The organism is Paenibacillus chibensis, assembly GCF_004001045.1.
Classification (GTDB): domain Bacteria; phylum Bacillota; class Bacilli; order Paenibacillales; family Paenibacillaceae; genus Paenibacillus_AQ; species Paenibacillus_AQ chibensis.
Genome location: NZ_BIMK01000036.1, coordinates 52,662 through 79,389, shown reverse-complemented (window position 1 = coordinate 79,389; position 26,728 = coordinate 52,662). Strand labels below are relative to the sequence as shown.

General features: G+C 49.8%; 27 protein-coding genes and 1 pseudogene. 22 read left to right on the top strand and 6 right to left on the bottom strand.

The genetic code is table 11. The features are described from left to right. Both PCH05_RS22635 and PCH05_RS22630 read left to right on the top strand, forming a co-directional pair. A pseudogene (locus PCH05_RS22635) lies at window positions 1-678 on the top strand (restriction endonuclease subunit R); the annotation flags it as partial. Further along, window positions 678-1,385 (top strand): M48 family metallopeptidase, encoded by a 708-nt coding sequence (locus PCH05_RS22630; RefSeq protein WP_127606144.1) that lies wholly within the window; start codon window positions 678-680, stop codon window positions 1,383-1,385. The pseudogene PCH05_RS22635 and the gene PCH05_RS22630, both read left to right, overlap by 1 nt. Before the next feature lie 560 nt (window positions 1,386-1,945). On the opposite strand, the gene PCH05_RS22625 is transcribed toward PCH05_RS22630, so the two are convergent. Continuing rightward, on the bottom strand, window positions 1,946-2,845 hold the full coding sequence (locus tag PCH05_RS22625; protein ID WP_246049907.1) for an AraC family transcriptional regulator: 900 nt from the start codon (window positions 2,843-2,845) through the stop codon (window positions 1,946-1,948). A 114-nt stretch (window positions 2,846-2,959) separates the two neighbouring features. On the opposite strand from PCH05_RS22625, the gene PCH05_RS22620 reads away from it, so the two are divergent. Together PCH05_RS22620 and PCH05_RS22615 are read left to right on the top strand one after the other, a co-directional pair. Next, window positions 2,960-4,336 carry an MATE family efflux transporter gene (locus PCH05_RS22620; protein ID WP_127606142.1) on the top strand — a complete coding sequence of 459 codons (1,377 nt, stop codon included), beginning with the start codon at window positions 2,960-2,962 and terminating at the stop codon, window positions 4,334-4,336. Window positions 4,337-4,352: 16 nt separating this feature from the next. Then, on the top strand, window positions 4,353-4,973 hold the full coding sequence (locus PCH05_RS22615) for a sugar O-acetyltransferase (RefSeq protein WP_127606140.1): 621 nt from the start codon (window positions 4,353-4,355) through the stop codon (window positions 4,971-4,973). Window positions 4,974-5,143: 170 nt separating this feature from the next. Here the strand turns inward: PCH05_RS22615 and PCH05_RS22610 are convergent, their stop codons facing one another. After that, a complete protein-coding gene (locus PCH05_RS22610; RefSeq protein ID WP_246049905.1) occupies window positions 5,144-5,800 on the bottom strand; it encodes a MarR family winged helix-turn-helix transcriptional regulator in 657 nt (218 codons plus the stop codon). 120 nt (window positions 5,801-5,920) lie between these two features. Here PCH05_RS22610 and PCH05_RS22605 point away from each other — a divergent pair, with 120 nt between their 5' ends. From PCH05_RS22605 to ppk1, 6 genes are all read left to right on the top strand, one after another. Next, complete coding sequence (locus tag PCH05_RS22605; RefSeq protein WP_246049903.1) at window positions 5,921-7,762, top strand: ABC transporter ATP-binding protein; 1,842 nt, start codon at window positions 5,921-5,923, stop codon at window positions 7,760-7,762. Between the two features lie 129 nt (window positions 7,763-7,891). Next, window positions 7,892-8,956 (top strand): Delta(5) desaturase DesA, encoded by a 1,065-nt coding sequence (gene desA, locus PCH05_RS22600; RefSeq protein ID WP_127606138.1) that lies wholly within the window; start codon window positions 7,892-7,894, stop codon window positions 8,954-8,956. A 64-nt stretch (window positions 8,957-9,020) separates the two neighbouring features. Further along, window positions 9,021-10,163 (top strand): sensor histidine kinase, encoded by a 1,143-nt coding sequence (locus PCH05_RS22595; RefSeq protein ID WP_127606136.1) that lies wholly within the window; start codon window positions 9,021-9,023, stop codon window positions 10,161-10,163. Beyond that, window positions 10,160-10,759: a response regulator transcription factor gene (locus PCH05_RS22590; RefSeq protein ID WP_127606134.1), complete on the top strand. Its 600-nt coding sequence runs from the start codon at window positions 10,160-10,162 to the stop codon at window positions 10,757-10,759. Before PCH05_RS22595 ends, PCH05_RS22590 begins: the two co-directional genes overlap by 4 nt. Window positions 10,760-11,033: 274 nt before the next feature. Further along, window positions 11,034-11,948 carry a Ppx/GppA phosphatase family protein gene (locus tag PCH05_RS22585; protein WP_127606132.1) on the top strand — a complete coding sequence of 305 codons (915 nt, stop codon included), beginning with the start codon at window positions 11,034-11,036 and terminating at the stop codon, window positions 11,946-11,948. An 8-nt stretch (window positions 11,949-11,956) separates the two neighbouring features. Continuing rightward, window positions 11,957-14,083, top strand: a complete 2,127-nt coding sequence (gene ppk1 / locus PCH05_RS22580; protein ID WP_164766765.1) for a polyphosphate kinase 1 — start codon at window positions 11,957-11,959, stop codon at window positions 14,081-14,083. Between the two features lie 47 nt (window positions 14,084-14,130). Here ppk1 and PCH05_RS22575 read toward each other — a convergent pair whose 3' ends face one another. Continuing rightward, entirely contained in the window at window positions 14,131-14,358 is a 228-nt protein-coding gene (locus tag PCH05_RS22575; protein ID WP_127606128.1) for a hypothetical protein, read from the bottom strand. Between the two features lie 125 nt (window positions 14,359-14,483). Between PCH05_RS22575 and PCH05_RS22570 the strand changes: the two genes are divergently transcribed. Continuing rightward, complete coding sequence (locus PCH05_RS22570; RefSeq protein WP_246049893.1) at window positions 14,484-14,684, top strand: YwbE family protein; 201 nt, start codon at window positions 14,484-14,486, stop codon at window positions 14,682-14,684. Window positions 14,685-14,899: 215 nt separating this feature from the next. Here PCH05_RS22570 and PCH05_RS22565 read toward each other — a convergent pair whose 3' ends face one another. Continuing rightward, the gene (locus PCH05_RS22565; protein WP_127606126.1) at window positions 14,900-15,808 is read right to left on the bottom strand and encodes a LysR family transcriptional regulator; all 909 of its coding nucleotides are present in this window, start codon (window positions 15,806-15,808) and stop codon (window positions 14,900-14,902) included. Between the two features lie 126 nt (window positions 15,809-15,934). Here PCH05_RS22565 and PCH05_RS22560 point away from each other — a divergent pair, with 126 nt between their 5' ends. The 9 genes from PCH05_RS22560 (at window position 15,935) to PCH05_RS22520 (ending at window position 22,673) form a co-directional block, all read left to right on the top strand. Next, window positions 15,935-17,425 carry a UbiD family decarboxylase gene (locus tag PCH05_RS22560; protein WP_127606124.1) on the top strand — a complete coding sequence of 497 codons (1,491 nt, stop codon included), beginning with the start codon at window positions 15,935-15,937 and terminating at the stop codon, window positions 17,423-17,425. Window positions 17,426-17,480: 55 nt separating this feature from the next. Continuing rightward, window positions 17,481-18,059 (top strand): flavin prenyltransferase UbiX, encoded by a 579-nt coding sequence (locus PCH05_RS22555; RefSeq protein WP_127606122.1) that lies wholly within the window; start codon window positions 17,481-17,483, stop codon window positions 18,057-18,059. 102 nt (window positions 18,060-18,161) lie between these two features. Then, window positions 18,162-18,353, top strand: coding sequence for a hypothetical protein (locus tag PCH05_RS22550; protein WP_127606120.1), 192 nt, complete (start codon window positions 18,162-18,164; stop codon window positions 18,351-18,353). A 12-nt stretch (window positions 18,354-18,365) separates the two neighbouring features. Then, window positions 18,366-18,668, top strand: coding sequence for a hypothetical protein (locus PCH05_RS22545; RefSeq protein WP_127606118.1), 303 nt, complete (start codon window positions 18,366-18,368; stop codon window positions 18,666-18,668). Window positions 18,669-18,928: 260 nt separating this feature from the next. After that, complete coding sequence (locus PCH05_RS22540) at window positions 18,929-19,879, top strand: ring-cleaving dioxygenase (protein WP_127606116.1); 951 nt, start codon at window positions 18,929-18,931, stop codon at window positions 19,877-19,879. Next, window positions 19,876-20,490, top strand: coding sequence for a flavin reductase family protein (locus PCH05_RS22535; RefSeq protein WP_127606114.1), 615 nt, complete (start codon window positions 19,876-19,878; stop codon window positions 20,488-20,490). Before PCH05_RS22540 ends, PCH05_RS22535 begins: the two co-directional genes overlap by 4 nt. Window positions 20,491-20,741: 251 nt before the next feature. Then, window positions 20,742-21,170: a VOC family protein gene (locus tag PCH05_RS22530; RefSeq protein ID WP_164766764.1), complete on the top strand. Its 429-nt coding sequence runs from the start codon at window positions 20,742-20,744 to the stop codon at window positions 21,168-21,170. Between the two features lie 155 nt (window positions 21,171-21,325). Beyond that, window positions 21,326-21,610 (top strand): hypothetical protein, encoded by a 285-nt coding sequence (locus tag PCH05_RS22525; RefSeq protein ID WP_127606111.1) that lies wholly within the window; start codon window positions 21,326-21,328, stop codon window positions 21,608-21,610. A gap of 157 nt (window positions 21,611-21,767) precedes the next feature. Continuing rightward, window positions 21,768-22,673, top strand: coding sequence for a phosphatidylinositol-specific phospholipase C/glycerophosphodiester phosphodiesterase family protein (locus PCH05_RS22520; protein ID WP_164766763.1), 906 nt, complete (start codon window positions 21,768-21,770; stop codon window positions 22,671-22,673). Between the two features lie 66 nt (window positions 22,674-22,739). Here the strand turns inward: PCH05_RS22520 and PCH05_RS22515 are convergent, their stop codons facing one another. Further along, window positions 22,740-23,180: a hypothetical protein gene (locus PCH05_RS22515; RefSeq protein ID WP_127606107.1), complete on the bottom strand. Its 441-nt coding sequence runs from the start codon at window positions 23,178-23,180 to the stop codon at window positions 22,740-22,742. Between the two features lie 22 nt (window positions 23,181-23,202). Next, window positions 23,203-25,431 carry an MMPL family transporter gene (locus tag PCH05_RS22510; protein WP_127606106.1) on the bottom strand — a complete coding sequence of 743 codons (2,229 nt, stop codon included), beginning with the start codon at window positions 25,429-25,431 and terminating at the stop codon, window positions 23,203-23,205. A gap of 199 nt (window positions 25,432-25,630) precedes the next feature. On the opposite strand from PCH05_RS22510, the gene PCH05_RS22505 reads away from it, so the two are divergent. Continuing rightward, window positions 25,631-26,110 carry a DUF3888 domain-containing protein gene (locus PCH05_RS22505; protein ID WP_127606104.1) on the top strand — a complete coding sequence of 160 codons (480 nt, stop codon included), beginning with the start codon at window positions 25,631-25,633 and terminating at the stop codon, window positions 26,108-26,110. A gap of 19 nt (window positions 26,111-26,129) precedes the next feature. Next, window positions 26,130-26,657: a hypothetical protein gene (locus PCH05_RS22500; protein WP_127606102.1), complete on the top strand. Its 528-nt coding sequence runs from the start codon at window positions 26,130-26,132 to the stop codon at window positions 26,655-26,657. The last annotated feature ends 71 nt before the right edge of the window (window positions 26,658-26,728 follow it).

The window sequence follows — 26,728 nt, the reverse complement described above, 5'->3', positions numbered from 1 at the left end:
GATAAAGAAGTCCAGTATTTTATTAAAGTGCGTGATGTAGTTCGTGCGGCGAGTGGCGATTATATCGATTTGAAAGGGTACGATCCTGATATGCGGCACTTGATAGATACTTATCTTTCCGCTAACCCGAGTAGAGTGTTATCTTCATTTGGTGACATACCGTTAGTTCAACTTCTTGTTGAACTTGGCGTTGATCCTATCAAAGATATACCTTCTGAAACAAAGCAAGAGCAAGATGCAGTAGCCGAAACAATTGAAAACAATGTGCAAAAAGAAATTAAAGAGAAACAGCAGAGCAATCCTAAATACTATGAAAAGATGTCTGCGCTGTTACGGGAAATCATTGAGCAACGAAGAAGTGAAGTTATCAACTACGAAGAATACCTCAAGAAAATTGTAGAGCTGGCAAAAGACATACGTAAACCGGAAAACACCTCACGTTATCCTGAAAGTGTAAGGAATAGTGCAGCAGTACGGGCGCTATTTGATAACTTGGATGGAGATGAGAAGCTTGCATTAAGTATTCACAATGCCGTTCTTGATTCACGTTTAGATGGCTTTAGAGGAAACATTGTGAAAGAACGTAAAATCCGACGTGCAATTGAAGCTGCTTTGCACGGCGATAAATTAAAGGCTGATGAATTGATGAAAATAGTAATCGAACAGAGTGAATACTGATGATAAACTTAACGATTAGTGGTATTGAGATAATCGCTGAAAAGAAACAAATTAAAAATATGTATATTAGGGTAGTTCCTCCTGATGGCAAGGTGCGAATAACTGCCCCTATGTCTGCTACGGATGATGCTATCAGAATGTTTGCCATATCGCATATCTCATGGATTAAAAAACAACGACAAAAGTTTAAGAATCAACTAAGGCAAACGGAACGCAAGTATGTAGCTGGTGAAAGCTACTACTTATGGGGAAGGCGCTATCGTTTGGATGTAGAATACAGCAATATCCGTAATGATGTTTTTGTCTCCGGTCAGAAGATTGTCCTTCAAGTACGCCGGGATAGTACGTTACAGCAGCGTGCCAATGTTATGGAGAATTGGTATCGCGAAATTTTGAAAGAAGCAATTCCTCCTGTATTTGAGAAATGCGAAAAGCTTGTAGGAGTAAAGGCGAACGAATGGCAAGTAAAAAATATGCGAACTAAATGGGGCACATGCAATATTGAAGCAAAGAGAATATGGCTTAATCTACAATTAGCAAAAAAAACACCTGAATGCCTTGAATATGTTATTATACATGAACTTGTGCATTTGTTGGAAAGAAGCCATAACGAAATCTTTAGGGCGTACATGGACAGATTTTACCCCAACTGGCGAGCTGTTAAGGATCACCTGAATGAACAGATGCTAGATCATATGGAGGAATAGGGCGCGACGCGGTAGTGTAGTACTATTCGAGCATAGAAGCTGAGTAAACAACGTTATGAACGTTTAGATGGCAATGACAATGTTCGAATCAAATAAATTTTTGAAGGGGATGAGGGGCATTTTTGACATTGCATTCATCCCTTTATTTGAATAATTTCGTGACCACCAATTGACCACATTTTGACCACAAACATGAGGAACGCATTGTCTCCACCTGGACTTAAAGGAACGATTTTTCTTGAATATTGGACTGGAAATTCAAGAAAACACTCAAAGAACATATGAAACTGCCTATGTGTTATGGGCGGCATGATGTAAGATGAGGGCTGAGCCCTCATAGCAAGGGTTTCTCCTCGGGGTAACAGCGATTACCTGCATTTTCCCCCTATTGGGGCAAACAGAAACACCTTAGAGAAAAGCGGGATCTACGTCCTGCTTTCCTAAGGTGTTTTTTGTTATGATCTCTAAGAATTTTCGCATACCTTTGCTTCGGGTCACATTCACTGCTAAAACTCCATTCGCATATTCCATTCGAAACGATAACCGGTCCTTCACATTAACTAACGGGCATTACGGTTCTCCTTGAAACTTTGCTTCCGGTAATTCTGCGGAGTCAGCCCTAACTCCTTACGAAACACATAGGAAAAATAACTTGAACTTTGAAACCCGCAGGACATAGCGATCTCACTAATCGTTCTATCGGTTTCTTGCAGCATCTCGCAGCTTTTCTGGATTCGATACCGTGTCAGATAGGCATTCGGTGTTTGACCCAAATAACTGCTGAACAGGTCACAGCATCTGCTCCTGCAGACGGAACCAGCAGCGGCGATTTCCTCAAGCGTAATCTTGTTCTCATAATGCTGATGAATAAAATCGGTCATTTTCCAAGCCGCTGCCCAAAACGGATCGTCTGTCATGTGTCCTGAACTTGTAGATAAATAATCTCCCACAGAGGCACATAGAGACATGGCCTGGGATAGCAAGCGAAGCGGATTACGTGTGGAACTGTGCATCTCGTTATAAATCGGAGGGATCGAGAACAGAATTTCCCGCTGCCAGTTAATTGTATCTGTTAACAATACATAATCAGCAGAATTTTTACCGAATTTCTCATCCCAATACTCTTTTCCAGCCCACGGCTCCCGGCCAAGCAATGAAGGATGCACAGCGACCACGATATACGAACAGTCCGTCATATCAGAAGAAAAACCGTAATGTAATCTTTTGCTGTTCACAAATATCCCGTTCCCGTTCCCTACATGCACCGTCTTTCCGTTTACAAAAAAGTCTATTGTCCCTTCAAGAACTAAAATAAACTCTATATCCGGATGCCAATGACATGCAGCGGCATACTTGTCAAACTGGCGCAGCGTCCCTTGACGGACGTACAGCTGGAAATTCGGCATGTTGTAGTTTAAACGCTCCGATAAATCAGAATAGACTTCCAGTTTACTGTGCACTTTCCCACATCCTCGATAAAATACGATTTTGATATTATTATACTCTATTCTGATGGAATTCTTTTAAGGGATGTACTATTTTTATATTGTAACACTCAGGAAAGGGGGAATGTTGTGCAATCAAAGCTGCAATCAGGACTGCCTGGGAGTCGTGATTTCAATCGTCAACTGGTACGCCTGGTGATTCCTATTGCTGTCCAAAATCTCATTTCAGCATCCGTCATTATGGTCGACGTCATGATGCTTGGTTCCGTGAGTCAATCTGCAATGTCGGCGGTGTCTTTGGCAGGGCAAATCACTTTCATGTTGACTCTGTTCTACATGGGCCTTGCAACAGGGGTTGGAATCCTTACGGCTCAATACTGGGGAAAGAAGGATATCGAAGCCATACAGCGTATTCTTCGTATTGCCAGTACGTATTCATTAGGGATATCCATTGTCTTTTTCCTAATATCCCTATGCTTTCCGGATGTACTGATGCGGATATTCACAAATGACAGTGAATTAATCACCTATGGTTCAAATTTTCTGCGTGTGATCTCATTTTCTTATATGGCTATGGGACTTTCTCAGATGTATCTAAGTGTAATGAAGAGTATGGAGAAGGTACGCATTAGCGCCCTGATCAGCACATGCTGCCTAATCTTGAACATCGCTTTCAATGCATTATGCCTATTCGTTTTTTACCCTGGTATGCCTGATAAAGCGATTGCCGGTGTTGCGGTAGCAACCGTTGGCTCACGCTTTATCGAGCTTGGATGCTGCATCGTTTATTCATTAACACGTGGGGATGTGCAATTTCACCTGCCTATGCGTGATGAAGCCGAAAGCTTCTTGCGTAAAGATTTTATAAAATACACCCTTCCGGTTCAGGCCAATTACATCATATGGGGAGGTGCATTAACTGCGACAACCGCGATCATGGGGCATGTAAACGCCGATCTGGTTGCATCTAATGCTGTTGCAGCCGTGATCAAGGACCTGGCCATCGTGCTGTGCAGTGGAATTTCTAGCGGAGGCGCCGTCCTTGTCGGCAAATATTTAGGAAGCAGCAATAAGAAGATGGCCGTAGAGGCGGGGAACAGGATCAGTATGTATGCACTCCTGTTTGGAGCACTGGCTGGAATCGTCATTTTACTTTTAAAACCCGCTGTGTTTCATCTCGTGAATTTGAATGATACGGCACAGAGCTATCTTAACGGAATGCTTTATATATGCGCATATTATTGTATTGGCAAGTCGTTGAACTCGGCCATGATTGGTGGAATATTCCCGGCTGGAGGCGATTCCAGATTTGGGTTTTGGTGCGATCTTGCCGTAATGTGGGGAGTCGTTTTACCATTGAGTTATTTAAGCGCATTTGTGTGGCATGCGCATCCTATGGTTCTGTTTGCAGTCATCAGTTTAGACGAGGTGATTAAAATACCGATCGCCTTTATACGATACCGCCAATACAGGTGGTTGAACAACATTACGCGAGATTTTAATTAAGAAAGGTGGCTAAGGTATGACCATGAGAGAAAGAATTGCTAACGGTAAGCTATTTACGGATTATTGTGAGGGTCTGCCTGAAGACCGGGCCAACGCCAAAAGAAGAATGATAGCGTTCAATGCGACAGGACCGGATACATTGGAAGAACGTGCCAGACTGATGAACGTCATATTTGGCAGAGAAACGAAAGCATGGATTGAGCCTCCTTTTTATTTCTGCTATGGAACGAATATTGAAATTGGTGACGGTTCTTACATTAACTTTAATTGTAATTTTGTAGACGATACGAAAATAGTGATTGGAAAAAATGTGATGTTCGGTCCGGCGGTAACGATCGCAACCGTTGGCCATCCGATCCATCCAGCATACAGAGAATATATGTATGCAGAACCAGTGAAGATCGAGAATAATTGCTGGATCGGGGCCGGCAGCGTTATTTGTCCTGGGGTGACTATTGGAGAAAACAGCGTCATAGGTGCGGGAAGTGTCGTGACGAAGGATATTCCAGCTAATACTGTGGCTGTTGGCAATCCTTGCAGAGTGCTGCGTCACATCAATGAACACGACATGAAATATTATTATAAGGACAGGGAGATCACGCAAGCAGATTTAGAGGCGGAAGCGAAATTGAGATAATATATTGCGGGCTAGCGAAAAGGCCTCTCAGAGTTCGATCTGAGAGGCCTTTTTCCGATTTCTTATCAAGCCATAGTGCCTCCGGAAGTCTTCCATGCCCGGCTGCCTGTATCCAAAACTGGGGGATCCTACTTATATGGTGAACTTGCACGACGGATGCTCTGAAACGCTCAGTCCTGCCCCTGATCCTGTCCGGAGCGCGGTCCGCCGAAGCGTTCATCGAACGGAGCTCTGCCTGGTCCCCATCCAAAGGACGGAAAGCCCGGTTTTCTTTGAAACCGGAACCCATGAGGCCCTTTGCCGTGCGGGCGATGACGTCCATGCCCACCCCAGAAATCCCCGGGATGTTGCTCGGAGGAAGCTCCGCCCCCGATCTGCTTCGTCATCTGACCGATTAAGCGATTCAAATATTCGCTTAGTTTGGCCTGCTCATCTTCATTCAAGCAATCGAAGAGCTTGTTCTCATCCTGCTGCCGCTGTTCGAGCTGATCGGCGGCTTCCGCCCCGGCTTCCGTCAGTTTGACGTTCATGACTCTGCGGTCCTGCTCCGACGGGGCTCTCGTGATCAAGCCGCTGCGCTCCAGCTTGGTGAGGAGCTCACCCAGAGACTGATTGCGCATATTGAGCAAATACGTCAACTCCTTCTGGGTAATTTCCGGCTTTATTTTCAGAAGCGCGAGCACCCGTCCCTGTCCCCGGTGGGGGTCTCCAAAATGCTCCTGATCCCCGCGGACATGAAACTGATATCTGCGCAGCAGCATAATAAACTGAAAAAACTGTTCCATTAAACTTGCGTTATTTTCAATTTCGTTTTCGTTTTCGTTCATCGGTTCGTTCCTCCTTATTATTCAGGCACCTGATAATAAGGTACCTTGACATTATCATACAGGTACCTTATTATCTAGTCAATAGGTATTCATTATATTCATAACTATAGGGGGAACACGATGTCCAAAATGTATGGGGGAGGCATGCCGGGTGCGGGCTTTGGCCGGATGAAATTCGATGACAGCCAGCAGAAGCCCAATATTTCGAAGGCCATGCTGCTGCGTATTTTCAAGTATTTCAAGCCGTATTGGAAGCAGACGACGCTGGTGCTGATGATCCTGCTGGTTTCGTCCATATTGGGGCTGCTGCCGCCGATTCTGATCCAGCGGATCGTCGATCATGCGCTTCCCGATAAAAATATGAAGCTGCTGGCGGAGCTGGTGCTGATTTCGCTCGGAACCACGGTCGTGTCAGGACTGCTCGGGGTATTACAGAGCTATTTGAATTCGTTTATCTCTCAAAGCATCGTTTACGATATGAAGAATCAGATGTACAGCCATTTGCAGCGGATGCCGCTGCAGTTTTTCTCCGCCGTCAAGCAGGGGGAAGTGATTACGCGGATGACGAGCGATATTTCCGGCATTCAAGGCGTCTTCAATAGCACGGTGATCAATTTTGCCAGCAATCTGTTCGTGTTATCCACCACGGTCGCCACGCTCGTCATCATGAACTGGAAGCTTGCCATCATTGGCATATTGATCGTGCCGCTGTTCATTATACCGACAAGGAAAATGGGCAACGTGCGATGGAAGCTGGCCAAGCAGACGCAGGAGAAGATGTCCGAGCAGAACCATATCATTCAGGAAACGCTGAGCATCAGCGGTTATCTGTTAATGAAGCTGTTCACGCGGGAAGAGAAGGAGTATGACAGCTTCCGAACCATTAACCGGGAGTCGACGCGACTGCAGATCCGTGAATCGATGGCCGGCCGCTGGTTCATGATGATTTTGTCTACGTTTACGAGCCTGGGGCCGATGCTGATCTATCTCTACGGAGGTTATCTGTTCATCCAGGGGGAAATCACGGTCGGTGCGATTATCAGCTTTGTGGCGCTGCTAGGCCGGATTTACGGCCCTTTTGGCCAAATGACGAATCTGTATGTGGATATTAAAAGATCAATCGCGCTGTTTGAGCGTATTTTCGATTATTTTGATATGAAGCCCGGAATCGTGAATCTGCCCCATGCCAAGGCCGTGGACCTGACGGGACAAGACATCGTTTTCGAAGACGTATGTTTTGCGTATCAGAAGGATAAGCAGGCCCTGCAGCACATTTCGTTCACCGCAGCCTCAGGCACGATGACCGCCCTGGTCGGCCCGAGCGGAGCCGGCAAAACGACCATCACCAACCTGATTCCGCGGCTTTACGAGCTGGATGCCGGAAGCATCCGGATCGGCGGGACGGATATTCGCGACATGACGCTGGAATCCCTGCGCTCACAGATTGGCCTTGTCACCCAGGACAGCTATCTGTTTAACGGGACAATCCGTGAAAATTTGCTGTACGCTGGCAGCGAAGCGAGCGAGGAAGAGATGATCGAAGCGTGCAAAGCGGCATATATTCATGAATTTATCATGGGGTTACCCGAAGGGTACGACACGGTCGTCGGGAACCGGGGCATCAAGCTGTCGGGGGGCGAAAAGCAGAGGATTTCCATTGCAAGGGTCCTTTTGAAAAACCCGTCCATTATTATTATGGATGAAGCGACCTCCTCGCTGGATACGGCATCCGAATATTACATTCAAAAAGCGATGCATCTTCTTCTGCAAGACAAAACCAGCATCGTGATCGCTCACCGCCTCTCCACGATCATGGCCGCCGATAAAATTCTGGTCGTGCAGGATGGCACCATGATCGAGGAAGGAAACCACGAGGAGCTGCTGCGGAACAACGGGGTTTATACCGATCTGCACAGCAAGCAATTTGAGCGATTCAGCACCGATTCGGAGTCGTCTATATGACATTTGTCATACTTCATACCTGATGTTCATGACTACCGGGGCAGCAGGTGACTTCCTATACTGAGATTAGAAGGCGTTCAGCGATATGCCGCGAACGGTTTCCATGCATCCACTCAGGGAGGAAGACATATGACGACGGAATCGAAAGTAAGGAATTTAAGGAAAGAGATGGCTCCCTTTGAAAAAAGCAATACGAAGTCGAGCATTCGGCAGCTCGTATCCACGATTGGGCCGGTTTTATTGCTCTGGTACGCCGCATATGTAAGCTTGTCTGTATCGTATTGGATCACCCTGCCCCTGCTGATTCTGGCATCGGGGTTCGTGATCCGGACGTTCATCATATTCCATGACTGCTGTCATTATTCATTTTTTCAGAACCGGAAGGCCAACGAAATCCTCGGAAATATAACGGGTGTCCTCACGCTGGTTCCGTATCAGCAGTGGAAAAACTCGCATTCCATTCATCATGCCACGAGCAGTAACCTGGATAAACGGGGGATCGGCGATATGTGGGTCATGACCGTGGAGGAATACGCTGCCGCCTCGTTGATCCGCCGGGTGGCTTACCGTTTCTATCGCAATCCGGTCGTCATGCTGGGTCTTGGACCGATATTCGTGTTTGTGCTGTCCTATCGCTTCAACCGTAAAGGAGCGAAGCCGAAGGAGCGTCTGAACACGTATGTCATGAATGTCTCGATTGCGATCCTGTATGCATCGCTCTGCTGGGCCGTTGGATGGCAGGTCTTTCTGATGATTCAGCTTCCGATCATATTCGTATCCGGAATGCTCGGCATTTGGTTATTTTATGTACAGCATCAGTTTGAGGATTCTTATTTCGAGCATGAAGACGAATGGAGCTACGTAAAGGCGGCGGTGGAAGGAAGCTCGTATTATAAGCTGCCGAAATGGCTGCAATGGTTAACGGGAAACATCGGCTTTCATCATGTTCATCACCTGAGTCCGAAGGTTCCTAACTACAATCTGGAGAAGGCGCATAATTCAACCCCGCCGCTGCAGAAGGCCACGACGATTACGCTGCTTACGAGCCTGGCTTCGCTGAGATTCCGTCTTTGGGACGAGCAGAACAAGGCATTCATCAGCTTTAAACAGTTGAAAAACTCCATGCAGCAGGCCAAACGGGAAAAGAAACCCGTTCCGAGCCCGAGTCCAAGAGCAAGCATGCAAGGGGAATAACCAACGCCTCGGAATATGATACAATAAAACGTAACTATCGATCGCATGCCATGGAGGAAACGCCTTGCAGAAATGGTATCAAATATTTCACCGAAGCACGGGGCTTAGCCCCTACGTGTGGGTCGTCTTTTATATTCTTCCTTTCTATTTCATTTTCCGGTCTTCGTCAACGATTCATGTGGTATTCGGCGTTCTGATGATTCTTGCCTTTTTTGGATGCTATGTGCTGTCCTTTGTCTCCAAGGGCTGGCTGGTGTACTTTTGGACATCCATCCAGATGCTGATCTCGATCGCGATGACGCTGCTTTTCGGTTATGTATACTTCGCGCTTTTCGTTGCGTTTTTTATCGGCAATCTTCATCACCGGGCCGGATTTGTGGTGCTGTATACCCTCCATCTGGTCACGACGATCGCGACGATTAACTACGGCTACGTGACGAAGGATCCCGTTATGATTACGCAAACCCCGTTTGTGCTGATCAGTCTCATCGCCGTGATTCTGCTGCCCGTTACCACATACTACCGGAATAAGCGGGGGAAACTGGAGATACAGCTGGAGGATGCCAACAAACGGATTTCCGAGCTGGTGAAGCTGGAGGAACGTCAACGCATTGCCCGGGATCTGCATGATACGCTGGGACAGAAGCTTTCCCTGATCGGGCTGAAAAGCGATTTGGCCGGCAGATTAATGAAGACCGACCCGGAACAGGCGGAGGCCGAGATCAACGACGTGCGTCAAACGGCCAGAAACGCCCTCAATGAGGTGCGGGATATGGTGACCCAAATGCGCGGCACGCGCCTGGAGGACGAGATGTTCCGCATCAAACAGATCCTGAAGGCGGCGGAGATTGAATTCGTGCTGACCGGAGATCCGATTCTGAACAGCACGTCGCTTCTGGCGGAAAACGTGCTCAGCATGTGTTTGAAGGAAGCGGTAACGAACGTGGTCAAGCACAGCAATGCGACGGTCTGCTCGATCATCATCGATTCGTCAGCGACCGAGCTGACGGTTCAAGTTATAGATAACGGAATGGGCATGGGAGGGGATTCCCTTTTGGCCAAAGGCAGCGGACTGCGCGGCATGAAAGAGCGGCTGGAGTTCGTGAACGGCTGCATGGAGGTGGCTTCGAGCCCAGACCCTGGAACGAAGATTATCATCACGGTGCCGAACATCGTGAAACACCCGAATAAGGAGGTGGTCCTGTGATTCGAATCGTCATCGCGGAGGACCAGCGGATGGTGCTTGGCGCGCTTGCATCGCTGGTTAATCTGGAAGAGGATATGCAGGTCGTGGGCCAGGCAAATAACGGCGAGGATGCCGTGAAGCTGGTTCGCGAGTTGAAGCCGGATATTTGTATCATGGATATTGAAATGCCGGGGAAAAGCGGGCTGGAGGCCGCGGAGGAGCTGAAGGGCAGCGGCTGCAAAGTGATGATCCTGACGACTTTTGCGCGGTTCGGATATTTCGAACGGGCCATTAAAGCCGGCGCGAACGGATATTTGCTGAAAGACAGCCCCAGTGAGGAATTGGCGGAATCCATACGGAGCATCATGGCAGGCAGGCGGATCTATGCCTCGGAGCTGGTAGACGATGCCTCAGGCGAGGAGAATCCGCTGACCCAGCGGGAGAAGGATGTCATCGGTCTGATCGCGGACGGGCGAAACACGAAGGAAATTGCCAGTCAGCTGTATATCACGCAAGGAACCGTGAGGAACTATATTTCCGTCATTCTCGATAAACTCCAGGTCACGAACCGGGTGGAAGCCATTACGCGTTTTAAAGAGAAGGGCTGGTTCAAGTGACGATCAAATTTGAATAAAACCGTTAAGTACGAGGCTCCATGTACTTGACGGTTTTTTTGCTGCCGGAGCAGTGTCTAAACGATGAAACAGCCAGGGTGTCACAGATAGCATGAGATATCCTATTTCATCCATACGAGCCCGCTTATTATGAAAAATGACAAAATAGCATCATTTCTGCGTCTATTTCGCAGATATCTTCATGATTTTACATTGCGATAACAATTCAAGATTAATATATGAAAGAAAACGAAGATTTAAGGTGTGGTGAACAGAGTTGATTACTGCGATTGTCGACGTCGGATCAAATACCATCCGTTTGACCGTATATCAATACGAAGATCAGAATACACAGATATTATTTCATCGCAAGACCATGGCAGGACTGGTCCATTATATCCAAAAAAAGAGCATGAATGACGCGGGCATACGCCTGGTCTGCCAGACCCTGAAAGATTACATGAACATGCTGAAGCAGCTGCCTGTGAAGCCCGATAGCATCCATGTATTCGCGACGGCTGCGATCCGCAATATTGCGAATACCCAGGAAGTGGTCGATGCGATTCGGGACAACACCGGAATTGAGGTGGAAGTAATCTCCGGCGAAGAAGAAGCCAGACTCAGCTATGTGGGAGCGATGCAAAGCGTAGAGCTGGCGGAGGGAGTACTCGTCGACATTGGCGGAGGCAGCTCCGAGATTGCGATTTTTCAAAATAACGAAATTCGTTACAGCGACAGCCTGCCGATCGGGTGCTTGAACGCCTATGAAAAATGTGTCCAGAAAATCATTCCGTCGGAGAAAGAACGAGAAGCCATCGCAGAGCTGGTACGCATGAAGCTGCATGCTCTTGCTGTTCCGGATGATCTGGGCCCGCTGCCGATTTGCGGCGTTGGCGGCACGATTCGCGCTTCCTTCAAATTGAAAGGCGTTCTTGGCGACACGGACAACGGAAATCTATTAACTGTCGAGGAACTGCAAAGGATGCTCGGGCATTTTAAAAATCATAAAAAGAAGCATATTGCTCCTATTTTGCTGAAGGCGCCGGATCGTATTCACACCCTGATTCCCGGCATGATCCTGCTGAATGAGATCGCTGCGTTTTTCGGAAGCGAAGTGATACATATCAGCCGCTCGGGCGTTCGTGAAGGATTTTTATATGATCGCTTAACCAAAGGAAGGGAAAAGACATGATCACCTCCATGCCATTGAAATCTCAAACCCTTTATATGCAGAACCGGGAGCTGTCTTGGCTTCGGTTCAATGAGCGCGTGCTGGAAGAAGCGATGGACGAGCGGGTTCCGCTGTTCGAACGCCTGAAGTTTGTGTCCATCTTCACCAGCAATCTGGATGAGTTCTATATGATTCGGGTGGGCAGCTTGACGGATTTGTCCGTCATGAAGGAGGAGCACCGGGACAACAAGACCGGATGGACGGCCCAGGAGCAGCTGGATGCTATCTTTGCGGCCACCGAACCATTCTATGAGAAGCGAAACGCTATTTTCGCCCAGATTGAACAAGCCCTGCAGAACTTTCAGATCTACCGCGTCGGTATGGAGGACCTGAACAAGCAGGAGAAAAAGTTCATTGAAGATTATTATGAACAGCATATTTTCCCGATTTTATCGCCGGTTGTGGTCGATTCGCATCATCCTTTCCCGCATCTGATGAATAAGCAGCCCTATGTGATGTGCAGTTTTGAGGACAAGAGCCATACGCTTGGCATTATACCGGTATCCCCATCGTTTCCGGATTTCATTCAGCTGCCGGGAGAATCCTTTCGATATATGTTGACCAGCCATGTCATCCTGGGGTACGCCAAGCAGCTGTTCAATATGTATAAAGTGAGCAGCGCTCATCTGGTCTCGGTGACCCGGAATGCGGATATCGCGCTGGATGACGAGAACCTGGAATACGAAGACGATGACGATATCCGTCTCCTGATGAAGAAGACGCTCAAGAAACGGTCGCGTCTGGCGCCGGTAAGGTTAGAGGTCGAGGGCCTTCTTCCCAAGCGTGTCGGGCAATTGTTATGTGACAAGCTGCATCTGAGCCGCCACCAGGTGTTTAACAGCGCGGCCCCCATCGTCATGAATTACCCGTTTGAGTTGATCCAGCGCATGCCGAAGCATTTAACACTGAAGTGTATGTATCCTTCCTTTCAGGCATACAATCCTCTCGAAACGCAGGCCTATCCTACGATAACGGAGTGGTGCCTGAAAGAAGACATGATGCTTTGTTATCCGTATGATTCGATGGACCCTTTTTTGCAGCTGTTAAAGGAAAGCGCCGAAGATCCCCAAGTCGTCTCGATCAAGATCACGATTTACCGGCTGGCTCAGCACTCGATCATTACGCAATACTTAAGCCGAGCGGCGGAAAACCGGAAGGATGTAACCGTCTTGATTGAGCTGCAGGCGAGGTTCGATGAACAGAATAATATTGAATGGGCGGAACGGCTTGAAGAGGCGGGCTGCCAGGTTATCTATGGCGTTGAGGGCTATAAGGTACATAGCAAGATATGCCTTATCACGCGAAAAGACCGGAATCGAATTCAATATATTACGCATATCAGTACCGGGAATTACAACGAAAAGACGGCCAAATTATATACGGATATCTCCATCATGACCTCGCATGAAGAAATCGGGCGTGATGCGGACACCTTTTTCAAAAATATGGCGATGTCCAATCTGGAGGGGCAATATCAGCACTTGCTCGTGGCACCGAATCATTTCAGGCAGCCTCTACTTGCGTGCATGGATCGGGAAATCGAGAAAGCCCGGCGTGGCGAGCCTTGCCGGATTCTGATGAAGTCGAATTCCTTGACGGACATCGAAATTCTCCAAAAGCTGTCCGAAGCCTCGGAAGCGGGCGTTCCCGTACAGCTCATCATTCGAGGGATTTGCTGCCTGCTGCCGGGCGTTCCCGAATATACGGAGAACGTTACGGTCCGCAGCATCGTTGGACGCTTCCTTGAGCATTCCCGTATTTTTTGCTTCGGTGCGGACGAGGACTGCTCCATCTATATATCGTCAGGGGACTTGATGACACGCAGCACAACCCGCCGCGTCGAGACGGCCTGTCCCGTGTATGATCCCAGACTGAAGCAGCGTATCCTTCATCATCTGGACGTCATGCTCCGGGACAATGACAAGGCAAGGCAGATGTCCGGCAATGGGCAATATAAACGGCTATCGGCGCCTTACGAAGCCAACCTGATCGACAGCCAGAATCAATTTATCCAGGAAGCGATGCAGGCCATGAACCGGCAGCACCCGCAGCACTGGCGTTTTTGGCGCAAGTGGAGCCGCTTGCTCCAGCATTGAATGTAATAGAAAAGCTGCCCCTCGGGCAGCTTTTTTCACGTGAATTTTTACTTTTCGCCTTGTTGGATCCATTCGCCGAACTGCTTCATCGCTTTCTCGCTATGCACGTATTTGTACGTTTTGCCGTCGTCGTAATGGAAAATCGCTGCGCTGTCCTCGTCGCCTTCGATTTCAGACGTAATGGTGAGGATGCGCTCGACATCAAGCAGCTTGAAATTGCCCTGGTCGTCTTCGGCGGGGATCGCCTGTTGCTTCGGTTCTTCTTCCGTGTTCATGAATGCAGCCTCCATAGGTCGTTTTGTCTTATTGTACCCGAACGGAAAACGAATTGCATTTGTGCTATGATGGAAGGTAATAATACGCAGGTCGATATGAGAGACCAAAGAGGGACGTGAACATCATGGAAGCACATATGATCCGGGCGAACATCAAGCCGGGAATGACCGTTGAAATCGTGAAAAAAGAAGATCAGCGCACCGGCAAGCGCACACAGGGCATCGTGAAGCAGCTGCTGACCAGTTCCCCCAACCATACGAGGGGCATTAAGGTCAGACTCACCGACGGGACCGTAGGGCGGGTGCAGGCGATCATGCAGTCATGAAAAACATAACCCGCTTAATGAAGACCTTTCGCATATTTATTCTTGCGAAAGGTCTTTTTGCATAGGGGCAGACATGATGCGTGAGCTCCCGCAAACGAATCTGGCTCCGAGCTGCGGCGCAAAAAAAAGCATCTTCTCGCTCAAACTGCTTGCATCACCCAGGCTTCCTTCAGCCCTGTTCGGGCTGGTAAAGCGTCCTTTTTTGGTGCAGCCATTTAGCGAAGGACATCGTTTGCCATAAAATCGATCAGAAGCTGCTTGAAATTAAGGGCGGCCTTGGAGAGATATTGATCCTTAAGCGTAATGATCGCGGTATCCGATGCGATCGTCGGAGCAATTTCGGCATGGCGCACCTGCTCCAGTCGGAGCAGCAAGGCTGAGCGGGGCACGACCGCGATGCCGATGCCCGATTCGGCTAGAAGCATGAGGGTTGATACATCCGGGCTCTCGCATACGATGTTGGGCTGTACCCCCTTTATTTTGCAGGTATCGATAAAACGGTGATACACACCGTAGTCTCCCTGACCGCGCAAAATCAACAGGGGGTGGCGGCACAAATCCTCAATCGGGAGGATAGGATCAATCCCCTTCCAAGACCCTGGCGGGATGGCTACCAAGGGCTCGGTTTGCAGACGATGTACCGATACATCAGGCGTATGGGCGGATATACCGGATTGCAGGGGGAGCCTTACAAGGCCTAGTTCAATTTTTCTATGCTGTAAATACTCTTCGACTCGATAGGAGTCGTCCTCCCATAATTGAAACGTCACTTGGGGATATGATTGCTGAAACTGCTTGATGACAGAGGGCAGATAGGGAACGCAGGACATGACCGTTCCGATTGAAAGCGTGCCCCGCATGCCTAGATCCTGCTCTTGAATTTCCGCGACCATGCCGTCAATCGAGTGCAGCACGGTTTTGGCTCGTTTATACAAGGTCCATCCAATCGGCGTAATCTCGAATTGTTTGTTCTCACGGTTGATCAGGGTCACGCCCAGCTCTTCTTCCAGGGATTTGAGCTGAAGGCTAAGCGGAGGCTGTGCGATATGCAGCCGCTGTGCGGCACGGGTAATTTGTCCTTCTTCGACGATGGTCACGAAATACAGCAATTTTTTAAAATCCATACGAATCCCTCACAATTGTGCATATGTTTTTTATATGTTAAACAACGTTATTATATATTTTACATATAGATTAGAGCGGATGTAAGCTTTGTATGCAGACATGTTGATGACTAGGGAGGTACTACGATGAAAAAGATCAATAAATCCAGCATTAGCTTTCGGGAATATATCGATGCCTTGGAGCATTATGGGGATATCGTCAAGGTTGAACAGGAAGTAGATTGGAACCTGGAAATGGGAGCGATGATCCGCTACGCCTATGAAGCTCCGACCCCGGCACCGCTATTTTGCAAGATAAAGGACAGTGCTCCGGGATTTCGCGTGCTGGGCGCACCCGTTGGACTCAGTCCACATGAGCGGCATCCTTTTTTGCGGATTGCGCTTTCGCTGGGGCTTCCCGCTGAGACGGGGATTACAGAGCTTGTTGAAGCCTGGTCCCATCTCCCCGAAGCAGCACCGCTGCCACCACAGGAAGTGCTGAACGCGCCTTGCAAGGAATACAAACGATTCGGCGAAGACATCGATTTGACGAGTCTTCCGGTTCCGTACTTGCATGTTGGCGATGGCGGCCGTTACATCAATACGTATGGCGTCTTGATTGTCCGCTCTCCGGACGGATCCTGGGTGAACTGGTCGATCACGCGGGTCATGCTGCATGGTAAACGGACAATGGCCGGCGTCATCGTGCCTTCCCAGCACATTGGTAAGATATATCAGCAGTGGAAGGCGATCGGCCAGGATATGCCGTATGCGCTGTGTCTCGGCGTGGATCCGGGTATCGCCATGATCGCGGGCTATCCTCTTTCGGATGAGTCCAATGAAGCTGATATGCTCGGTGGATGGTACGGCAAGCCGCTTGATGTCGTACGTTGCGAAAGTCATGACCTTAGGGTGCCCGCAAGCAGCGAAATTGTCATCGAAGGCTTCGTTTCGTTGGATGAGACCGTCCCCGAGGGTCCTATGGGGGAATATGCCGGATATACTTGGGTGGGGCATCACAAGGAAGTGCCATGTTTTCAGGTAACGGCGATGACTCACCGTCATGAACCGATTATGCCGGTGGTGGCTGCGGGCACGCCTCCTGAAGAGAATCACACCAATTGGGGCATCGCGATCGCCGCAAGCATTCAGTATGAGCTGCGGCGCCATCATCTGCCTGTACGAAGCTGCTTCATTCCGTTCGAATCCGCTGTTCATTGGCTTGTCGTGACGGTGGACTCCTTAGGAACATATTCCGATTCGGCGGCACTTGCCCGAAAAATCGGCGAAGTGGTGTTCGCCTGCCGCGGCGGCTCTTATATTCCGAAAGTCATCGTCGCAGGACATGATATCGATCCCAGCCGGATCGATCAGGTCATATGGGCCGCGGCGACCCGCAGCCATCCCGATAAAGTCATCCGTTTTGCGGATCAACCTGTGCTGCCGCTCGTGGCTTATCTGGATCAGGATGAAAAAAAGAAAGCTGCGACGACAAAGGTGGTTTACAATTGCCTCTCCTCGAATGAATGGGCGCAAGGCTACCTGCCTCTTCAAGCCTCCTTCTCCGGATATCCGAAGGAAATCCAAAACCGTGTCCTGGACGCATTTCGAAAGCTCGGAGAATCCAAAAGCCTGTGAAGCGCATGACTGAACCGGGATACGGTAATAAGGACTTCGAAGGGAGTGAAGCTTGATGAGAATGATCGTAGGTATGTCAGGGGCAACGGGTGCCATTCTGGGAATCAGGCTGCTGCAAGTGCTACAGGAGGCGGGCGTCGAAACGCATGCTGTCATTTCGCCTTGGGCGGCCGCAAACATCCAGTATGAAACCTCCTACACGATAAAGGATGTGGAAAAGTTGGCGGATGCGGTCTACGGATACAAGGATTTAGGAGCGGCCATTTCCAGCGGATCGTTTCAAGTGGATGGAATGATCGTGGCGCCATGCAGCATGAAGACGCTTGCCTCCATCCGCATGGGTCTAAGCGATAACCTGCTCACCCGGGCGGCGGATGTCATTTTAAAGGAACGAAAAAAACTGATCCTGCTTACGCGCGAAACGCCGCTGAACGATATCCATCTGGAGCATATGCTGGCTTTATCCCGCATGGGGACAACGATTTTACCGCCCATGCCTGCTTTTTACAACCATCCGGCCACCATCGACGATCTGATCACGCATATTGTGGTACGGACGGTGGATCAGCTGGGGATTCATCTGTCACCGGATAAAAGATGGCAGGGAATGAATGCAAGCATCAAGCAAAAGTGAAAAAGGGGTCTTTTCGTATTTTTTGGCAGCAACTTACCATTGATTAAAGAACAAATGTTCGGTTAAAATATAAGAACAAGGGTTCTGTTAGGAGGGGTTGTCATGCCGGAAAAATACATCGGTCAACGGGTGGAAATTGTATATCTGGACCGAACGGGAAAAATAACACAGCGCAACATCGAGGTCAAAGGTATCCGTGGACAAATCGTACGGGCCACATGCCTGCAAACGGGAGCGCCTCGGACATTCCGTCTGGACCGCATTCTGGCATGGCAGCCGGCTAAAATTGCGTAGGGAGTGACTGCCATGCTGGCGGATATGGATCGGAAAATTTTGCGCATTCTTTTTAACTATCTCAGCGGACGGAGAAGACTGCCAACCATTCATGAGCTTGAGATCAAAACGGGAAAACGGAAAGAGGACATTCACCGCTCTCTGCGGGAGCTGGAAAAGCAGCAGTATATCGATTGGAAGGATAAAGCGAATCTCCAGAGCATCGTGATTATTGAAAAGTGGGAGCGGGAAGAACCGGCAATCGCGGAGGCCCGGAAGCAGCCGAACCAGCCGGTGGTCAAGGAAGGAAATGCGGATTATTGGACCATGTACTGAAACGAATAGGGAGATTGCTTAAAAGTGGAGAGACAGCCGTCCCGAGTTGGGGCGGCTGTTTTGTTGAGTAAGAAGAACATAATCTCTATGGCGTTCGGATGCGGTCAAAAGTGTATCAACAATCAAGGATTGACAACTACCTTTAAATGATATATCTTTAAATTAAGATAAATAAACCAACAGGAAATAATATAATGTGAACTTCAACTTAGATATCTCTAATTAAAGATGAATAGGATCATCAAAGGAGCTGAACAGTCATGAATATGAAAACCGCAGGTATTCACCACATTACTGCTTTTGTAAGAGATCCCCAGAAAACCGTAGATTTTTATGCAGGTGTCCTCGGACTCCGCCTGATTAAACAAACCGTTAACTTCGATGCGCCAGAGGTGTATCACCTTTATTTGGGGAATGAGCAAGGAAGCCCCGGAACGATCATTACGTTCTTTCCGTGGCCCAGATCACGCCAAGGACGTGTAGGCGGCGGACAGGTGGGTGTAACAACCTTTGCTGTTCCCGCGGGCGCACTCAGCTTTTGGGAACAAAGATTGGCCCATTTTAAAATACCGGTTGTGAAAACGGCAAGATTTTCAGAGGAATACCTGGCCTTCCGGGATGAAGACGGACTACAGCTGGAAATCGTGGAGCGCGAAGCAGGACCGCTGAGTACCTGGTCCTTCGGTGGCATTCCCGAAGACAAGGCGATCAAAGGCTTCGGCGGCGCGATTCTTTACAGCTTGGACCCAGCCGAGACGGCTCATCTGCTTCAGGAGGTTCTGGGTCTGGAAAAAATCGGACAGGAAGGAGCCTATGCGCGGTTCAGATCGTATGGCGAGGTCGGCAATATGATTGACGTGAACGTCACCCCGATGGAGCGAGGCACAGGCGGAGCGGGGACCGTGCATCACATTGCCTGGCGGGCTAAAGACGACCGCGAGCATGAACAATGGCGAGAGCATGTACTGGAGCATGGCTTGCAAGTAACGCCGGTGCTTGACCGCCAATATTTCAATGCGCTGTACTTCCGCGAGGCTGGCGGAATCCAGTTTGAAATCGCCACCGATCCTCCGGGCTTCTCGCGGGATGAGCATCCGGACCGGCTAGGCGAAAAGCTGATGCTGCCGGCATGGTTTGAGGAGCGGCGGGCCGAAATCGAAGCCAAGCTCACCCCGTTTGAAGTCCGGGAACTGGAGGACGATGCCCGATGAACATTTCTATCGCCCCGAACCAGCAGACCGAGCGCGCGAATTACAAGCTGCTGACCGGCAGCATCATTCCACGGCCCATCGCATGGGTAACAACGCTCGCGGCGAACGGAAAGGTGAACGCGGCTCCATTCAGCTATTTTAATATCGTGACGGCAGACCCGCCCATGGTCTCCGTGTCCGTGCAAAGAAAACAGGGAACGCCAAAGGATACGGCCGCCAATGCGATGCGGGAAGGCGAATTCGTCGTCCACATCGGGGATGAAGCGTCCATTGCAAAGCTGAATCAGACGGCGGCAAGCCTTCCGCCCGATCAAAGCGAGGTAGAATATGCAGGCTTAACGGCGGTTCCAAGCGAAGCGGTACGCGTGCCAGGCATTGCCGAGGCCAGAATTCGAATGGAATGCGTGCTGGAACGCGCGATTCCGCTCGGAGGGTCGGAAGCTTCGCCTGCCACGGATCTGCTGATCGGGCGTGTCGTGCGATTTCATGTGGATGAAGCCCTGCTCGATGAGGGAAGGATTCGCGAACAGACGCTGGCTCCCGTCAGTCGATTGGCTGGAAGCAGCTACGCGAAGCTTGGCGAGCGTTTTTCGCTGGACCGGCCGCTATAAGCCTTCTCCCCAGGTATGATCAGGGGCAGCATCGAATTTGCTGGACTGAAGAATATTCGGGTGGACACAGGCAATTTGAAAAGGCGCTTCGGCTCGCTGGAACCGGGCAGATATGCTGCCGCCAGGGAGCATTTTTCATAGAAATAAATTTGAGGTAACGGCCCTTGTTCGCCTTATCTTCATCCGTTTTACAGTCTATAATGGAAAAGAACACCAAAATGGAAATAAACCAAGATAAAGGAGGACAAGTCATGAGTTTGAAGATTGCACCGTATATCGTATTGGATGGAAACTGCGCCGAAGCGGTAGCTTTTTACGAGAAGGTGCTGGGTGCCAACAACATGGGACTTCAACGCTTTGGGGATATGCCGGGAGATGAAGGACATCCGATGCCGGAGGAAGCCAAGAACCGCGTCCTGCATGCGGCACTGGAATTCGACGGTCAAATCCTGCTGTTCTACGATACCTTTCCGGGTAATCCGTATCAGCTCGGCGACCAGCTCAGCATCGCCTTGATGACGAAGGATCTGGAGCGTCTGAAATCGATTTTTCATGCTCTGTCCGATGGCGGACAAGTCCAGATGGAGCTTCAGGAAACGTTCTGGAGTCCGTCCTTTGGCATGGTGCGCGACCGATTCGGCATCTCCTGGCAGCTTAGCGGAGAAGCGTCCGAAGGTTAGGCGCGATAACGGAAGGGCCGGCGCAGCCGGTCCTTTTTTTGTTTGGCAGGATGGATCCTCATCATTTGGACCGGCCGGCGGATAAGGATCCGCAACATTTTTCCATATTCATGGTATAAACAGGAAAGATGAATAGCCCGGGAGGACGATCGGAAATGGGGAAGAAGGCAAAGCTTCTTGCTGCGCTAGTCGTGCTGCAGCTGATGATCTCAGGCTGTTCCGATCACGGGAAGCGATTTGAGGTCAACGGACAGATTGTGCGCATAGACGAAAAAAAGAAAATACTGTATGTGCAAGGATATGAGATAGCAGCCGAGAAACTGGAGGAATATCACGTAGGCGATCATATCAGGGCTATTTTGAGAACTCCTTATAAGGATAAGGACGTGTATATTCCCGATAAAACAACGACGATTCGTATTGAGAAGCTGAGCGAATAAAGACGATCTCTCGACAGGATCCATCCTTATCCACAAAAATACCTTCTCTTTCTACCTTCTATTCCCTCCGCATGATATAATTTACATATTGTGCTTGCCCGCTGCATGCGGACGAATGCAAAATCTGAGACTATGCCAAGGAAAACAGGAGGTTGGAATGAAAAAACTGCTCACTGCACTGCCGCCGCTGCTGGTTATTTGTTTGCTGTCACTCGGCACTCCCGCTTTTGCCGCCACATGGACGGATTACAATCTGGTGGCCCATGCGCTCGGGGGCATCGATCAAAAGGCGTATACCAATTCCTATGAGGCCTTTGAAACCAACTATGAAAAGGGACAGCGCATCTTTGAAGTCGATCTGCAGTTCACATCGGACGGTTATCTCATCGGACGCCATGATTGGTCCACATACGCTTTTCAGTCGTTGGGACAAGCCTTGACCCCGGCCGTCACCGGAGGTCCGCTGACGCTGGCCGACATGAAGGCAATGAAAATGTTCGATAAATATAATGCGCTCGAATTCAGCGAAATCATAGACCTGATGCATGAGTATCCTGATGCATACTTCATCACGGACACGAAAAGCACGGATAAAAATACGATTACAGCCCAATTCAATGAAATCGTGAAGCATGCCAATGAAGACCCTTATATGCTGAAGCGGATCATTCCGCAGATTTACAACGAGAGCATGTACTCGACGATCGAGAAGGTATTTCCGTTCGAGTCTTACATCTACACTCTGTATCAAACCAATGATTCCAACCAGAAGGTGCTGCAGTTCGTGAAGAGCCATCCCAAAATCACTGCGGTCACGATGCCGGAATGGAGAGCCAATGCCAGCTTCGTCAGCAGTTTGAAAAAAATCAATAAGCTCTCTTTCGTTCATACCATCAATGATCCCGAAGTCATGGCCAAATATAAAGCCCGGGGTGTATACGGTTTTTACACCGATTTCGTCACGCCGGATGATCTGAAGGTGTATTATGCGAAAAAGGCGCAGGAGGCTGCGGCGAAGAGCGCCAAGGCCGCAGCGTCCAAGACGTCAGGAAAAAAAGCATAAGGAGTACCCACGCATGACGCATAAAAAGGCCGCCTTCAGCTTCAACAGCTGACAGGCGGCCCTTTTTCATATTTTCAGGCTCACGACGAGCACGACGCCGAGAATTAGTACCATCAGAGCGGACATGGTCGTCAGATATCCGGTTACTTTTACGGTCTGCCCGTTCGCGGCATTCAGTTTTTTCTTGACCTTGCTGCCGAGGATGCCGGTGACGATCAGGGACAAGAGCGCGACGGTGCCGCCGCCCTTTTCCATGATGTCCAGCCATAGCGGCTTGGTGCCTGAGCCCATTTTCATAATCAGATATACGCCGCTGCCGAGCACAAGCACGGCACCCGGGTGCGCCAGATAGCTGAAGATGCTGAGGCTTTTGCGCGCGAGCAGATTAGAGTCCTGGGAAGCGCCGAGCTGTTTGCCGAGCAGGCCGATCATTGCAATCACCACGATCAACCCTCCTACCCAAGCGATCAAGCCTCCCAAATGCAGAAATAGCATAAATCCAAACATGTTTGTTCCTCCTTCTGGTCGTTTACTCCGGATGTACCGGAAGATTATTTTTATGAATGTCATTTCGCTTGCTGCCGCCGATGAGCGTCAATATGGCAGGAAGCAGCATGCCGCGAACGAGGAAGGTATCGATCAGGATGCCCATGGCCATCAGAATGCCGAACAGGAACAGCTCCTGCAGCGGCTGCGTAATTAATACGCAGAAGGTGGCGGCCAAAATAATGCCTGCGGAAGAGATGACGCCGCCTGTCAGCGATACGCCCCGTTTAACGGCTTCCATCCAATTGTATTTTTTCGCTTCCTCCCGGATCCGGGACACGAGCATGATGTTGTAATCCACGCCAAGCGCGATCAGGAAGACGAAGGTATACACCGGCAGGCGGTAGCTGACGGAGTCATAGCCGAGACATTCATGGAAGATAAGCCAGCCGAGGCCCATGGTGCCTGCATAGGACAGGAGCATGGTCAGAATCATGGTGGCGGCCATCTTGGCAGAGCGGGCCTGAAAGGCCAGCATCGCGGCAATGGACAGCGTAATCAGCGTGAAAAGAACGGTCGTGTCGCGCTGATTCATGATTCTGACGTCGAGCAGTTCAGCCGTTTGTCCGGCAAAATGCAGGGAAAACTGCTCCGGTGCCAATCCGCTCTCATGCAGCAGGCTGCCGCTGTCCTTGCGAAGCTGGGCAATGGTATCGAGAGCTGCGGGATCATACGGATTATCCTCCAGGGTGAGCTGAAGCTTGATGGCTTGCCCGGACTCGGACAGCAACTTGTCAGGCGGCTGACCGCCGTTTGCCTGCTGCGGTGTCAGCATCGGCGAGATGGCGCTGATTCGGCCATCGGCCATCAGTCTGTCGCTGAGCGCTGCGACCTGTTTGATGAGATCAGCATTCACATCCAGCTTGTGTTCGGACTTCAGCACGACGGTCACCGGTGCAAGCTGTCCCGGCGGAAAGCGTTCCTCCAGCATATCGAAGCCCTGCCTGGATGAAATGTCAGCCGGGAACGACTTCATGATGTTGAAGGAATACTTCATGCCGAACAGGTTGGCGGATGAGGCCAGCAGCAATACCAGCAGAACGCCTGCGGTCACGGCAGGCTTCCGGGTGACGAAGGCACCGATCCGGCTCCAGACGCCTTCCTTCCTGGTCTTGACCCGTTCGGTTCCCGCCTGGGGAACGAAAGGCCAGAACGCCTTGCGGCCGACGAGGGTAAACAGCGCAGGGATGAGCGTGACGCCGCCGAGCAGAATGATGACCATTGCGATGGAAAAGACCGGGGCGAAATGGTTGTAAGGCTTAAAGATCGCCGTGAACAGAATCAACATGGCCATCAGCACGGTGCCCCCGCTGAAGAGAATCGGTTCGGCGACGTGAGTCAGTGCCTCGTGCATCGCTTCATGCTTCGATTCCGTCCGTCGGAGCTCTTCCCGGAACCGGGCAATGATGAACAGGCAATAGTCGGTCAATACGGCGAAAAGCAAAATCATCATGATCGAAAGGGACTGCTTTTCGACCACGAACCAGCCCAGCTTTCCTCCGAGGCCGAGAATCCGGTCGACGACCAGGTAGACCATGCCGGAGATGAGAAGGGGCATGATGGCCAGCAGCGGTGAGTGGTAAATGACAATCAGAATAACCAGGATCAGCACCACAGTAGCCAGCATCAAGACAACATCCGCATTTTTGAAAAGCGTCGTCGTGTCCGAGGCGATGCCGGTGGGGCCGGTGATTTCCATCTGCAAGCCACTGCTTTGCAGGCTCTTCACATGGTCGCGGATCTGCTGCAGGGTGTCATACGTCTGATCGGATTCAAGATCCTTTTGCAGGCTCACATTCAGCAGCATCGTGGTTTGATCCTTCGAGAGCATCTGGTCCTGAACGTTCTTCGGAAGCTGATGAAATGGCAGCGAAGCCGACACGTACCGCGGTTTCTCCGCGGATGCGAGCCAGCGGCTCATTTCTGTAATGTCATTTCGGTCGGCTTCCGAAATTTTATCCGGATCATGGAAGACCAAGAGGGCGGTGAGCCCGTCCTTGGACGGAAACTGTTCGTCCATGATTTGCTGCGCGGCCGCGGAAGGCGTGTCGTTATGCACGCTGCCTTCGCCGCTGTTTACGGCATAGGGTTTGGAGCCCGGCGTGGCCAGGCTGAGTACAAGTATGATGACCATCCAGCCAATCAGCACGGTCCAAGCGCCTTTGCGGCTACTGACGAATTGGGTGAATGTTTTCGCAAACTGTTTCAACATGGCCTGAAGCCTCCTATTTTTAGGTTCAAGGCCATTGTAGTGAAGTTATATGAACGGAGAATGAACAAAACATTACAAATGCGAGAGTGACATATCGGCATGGAGCTGGCGGAGGGCTATCTGTATAACTTGGTAGAATATTCGCCCTTTGCATAAATCGCCGTCTGAATCTAAAACCTATAGCGAAGGAGGTATTCACATGAGTAAACGGTTCGTTTTGTTCCCCTTGATTCTGTTCCTATTTTTATTTTGCGGCAGTGCAAGCTTCACTGAAGGTAAATATGATCCTGATTCAAGAGAGCTTCAGCTTCAAGACATGCTGCTCCTGACCCTCTTGCCCTACATGGAGTCGCAGCTGGAGAAAACATACGCAAGCTTGCTGACGGTTTCGCCGGCGTTATACCCGTATTTGATCGAGGCCAAAAGCATCGACCGGATCAGCGGGTTTCGAACATTCAGCTTTTTCCTGACCTTAGAAGCGACTCCAACGGTCGGCCCGCATATTGCGGCCGGCAAGGATCGCTTTATATTCAAAATATCGCCACACCATGTCACGATCGTCCACTATAAGCATTTGAAGGATCCGGTCTTGAGCGATTTCCCTCCCAACTATGCGGACATGGTCAAGAATCAGCCGCTTGGTATCCGGAAGTGGGGCAAAGCCCTGTTGGTTAACTAAACGAGAGGATGGAATACACATGATCGCACCTGCATTGCTTGCCATCGTTATTTCAGCCGGGGCAATATCAGAAGGCAAGGAAACGATAGATTTCAGGAAAATAAAATCGACCACGAATTTCAAGCTTCTTTTACCGGACCAAACGTCCGTCAGAAATTGGGATGTAGAGGTGAAATGGCCCTATCCCTTGAAATTCGACCAACCGATTCGGAATTTGCGGCTGCATTACTTTGACCAAAGGGGAGAGTATGTTCTAGGGATCGAACAGCACGGAGTCAAGGGTTATACTTTCAAGGTGGAATGTATAGAGATCGATGCCCGGAACCACACAAGCCGATCGCACATAGAAACCCGCTTTTTTGAACAGAGCACTGCAGGAGAAATGATACCCATTCATGGTGCGAAGGCTTACTTCGAAGCATGGGATAGTCGTGAACCCATGCCCGGCGGCATTCTGCATTGGATACAGGGTGACACTTACGTGGAAGTGAATAGCGGAGAATTAACCAAAGAACAAATGGTCGAGATAGCCAGATCAATGAAATGACTTTTTCCTTAATAAAACACAATCCCATCACTAAAAATGACATGTTCATTGCGCTTCTGCGCAAGTTAAAA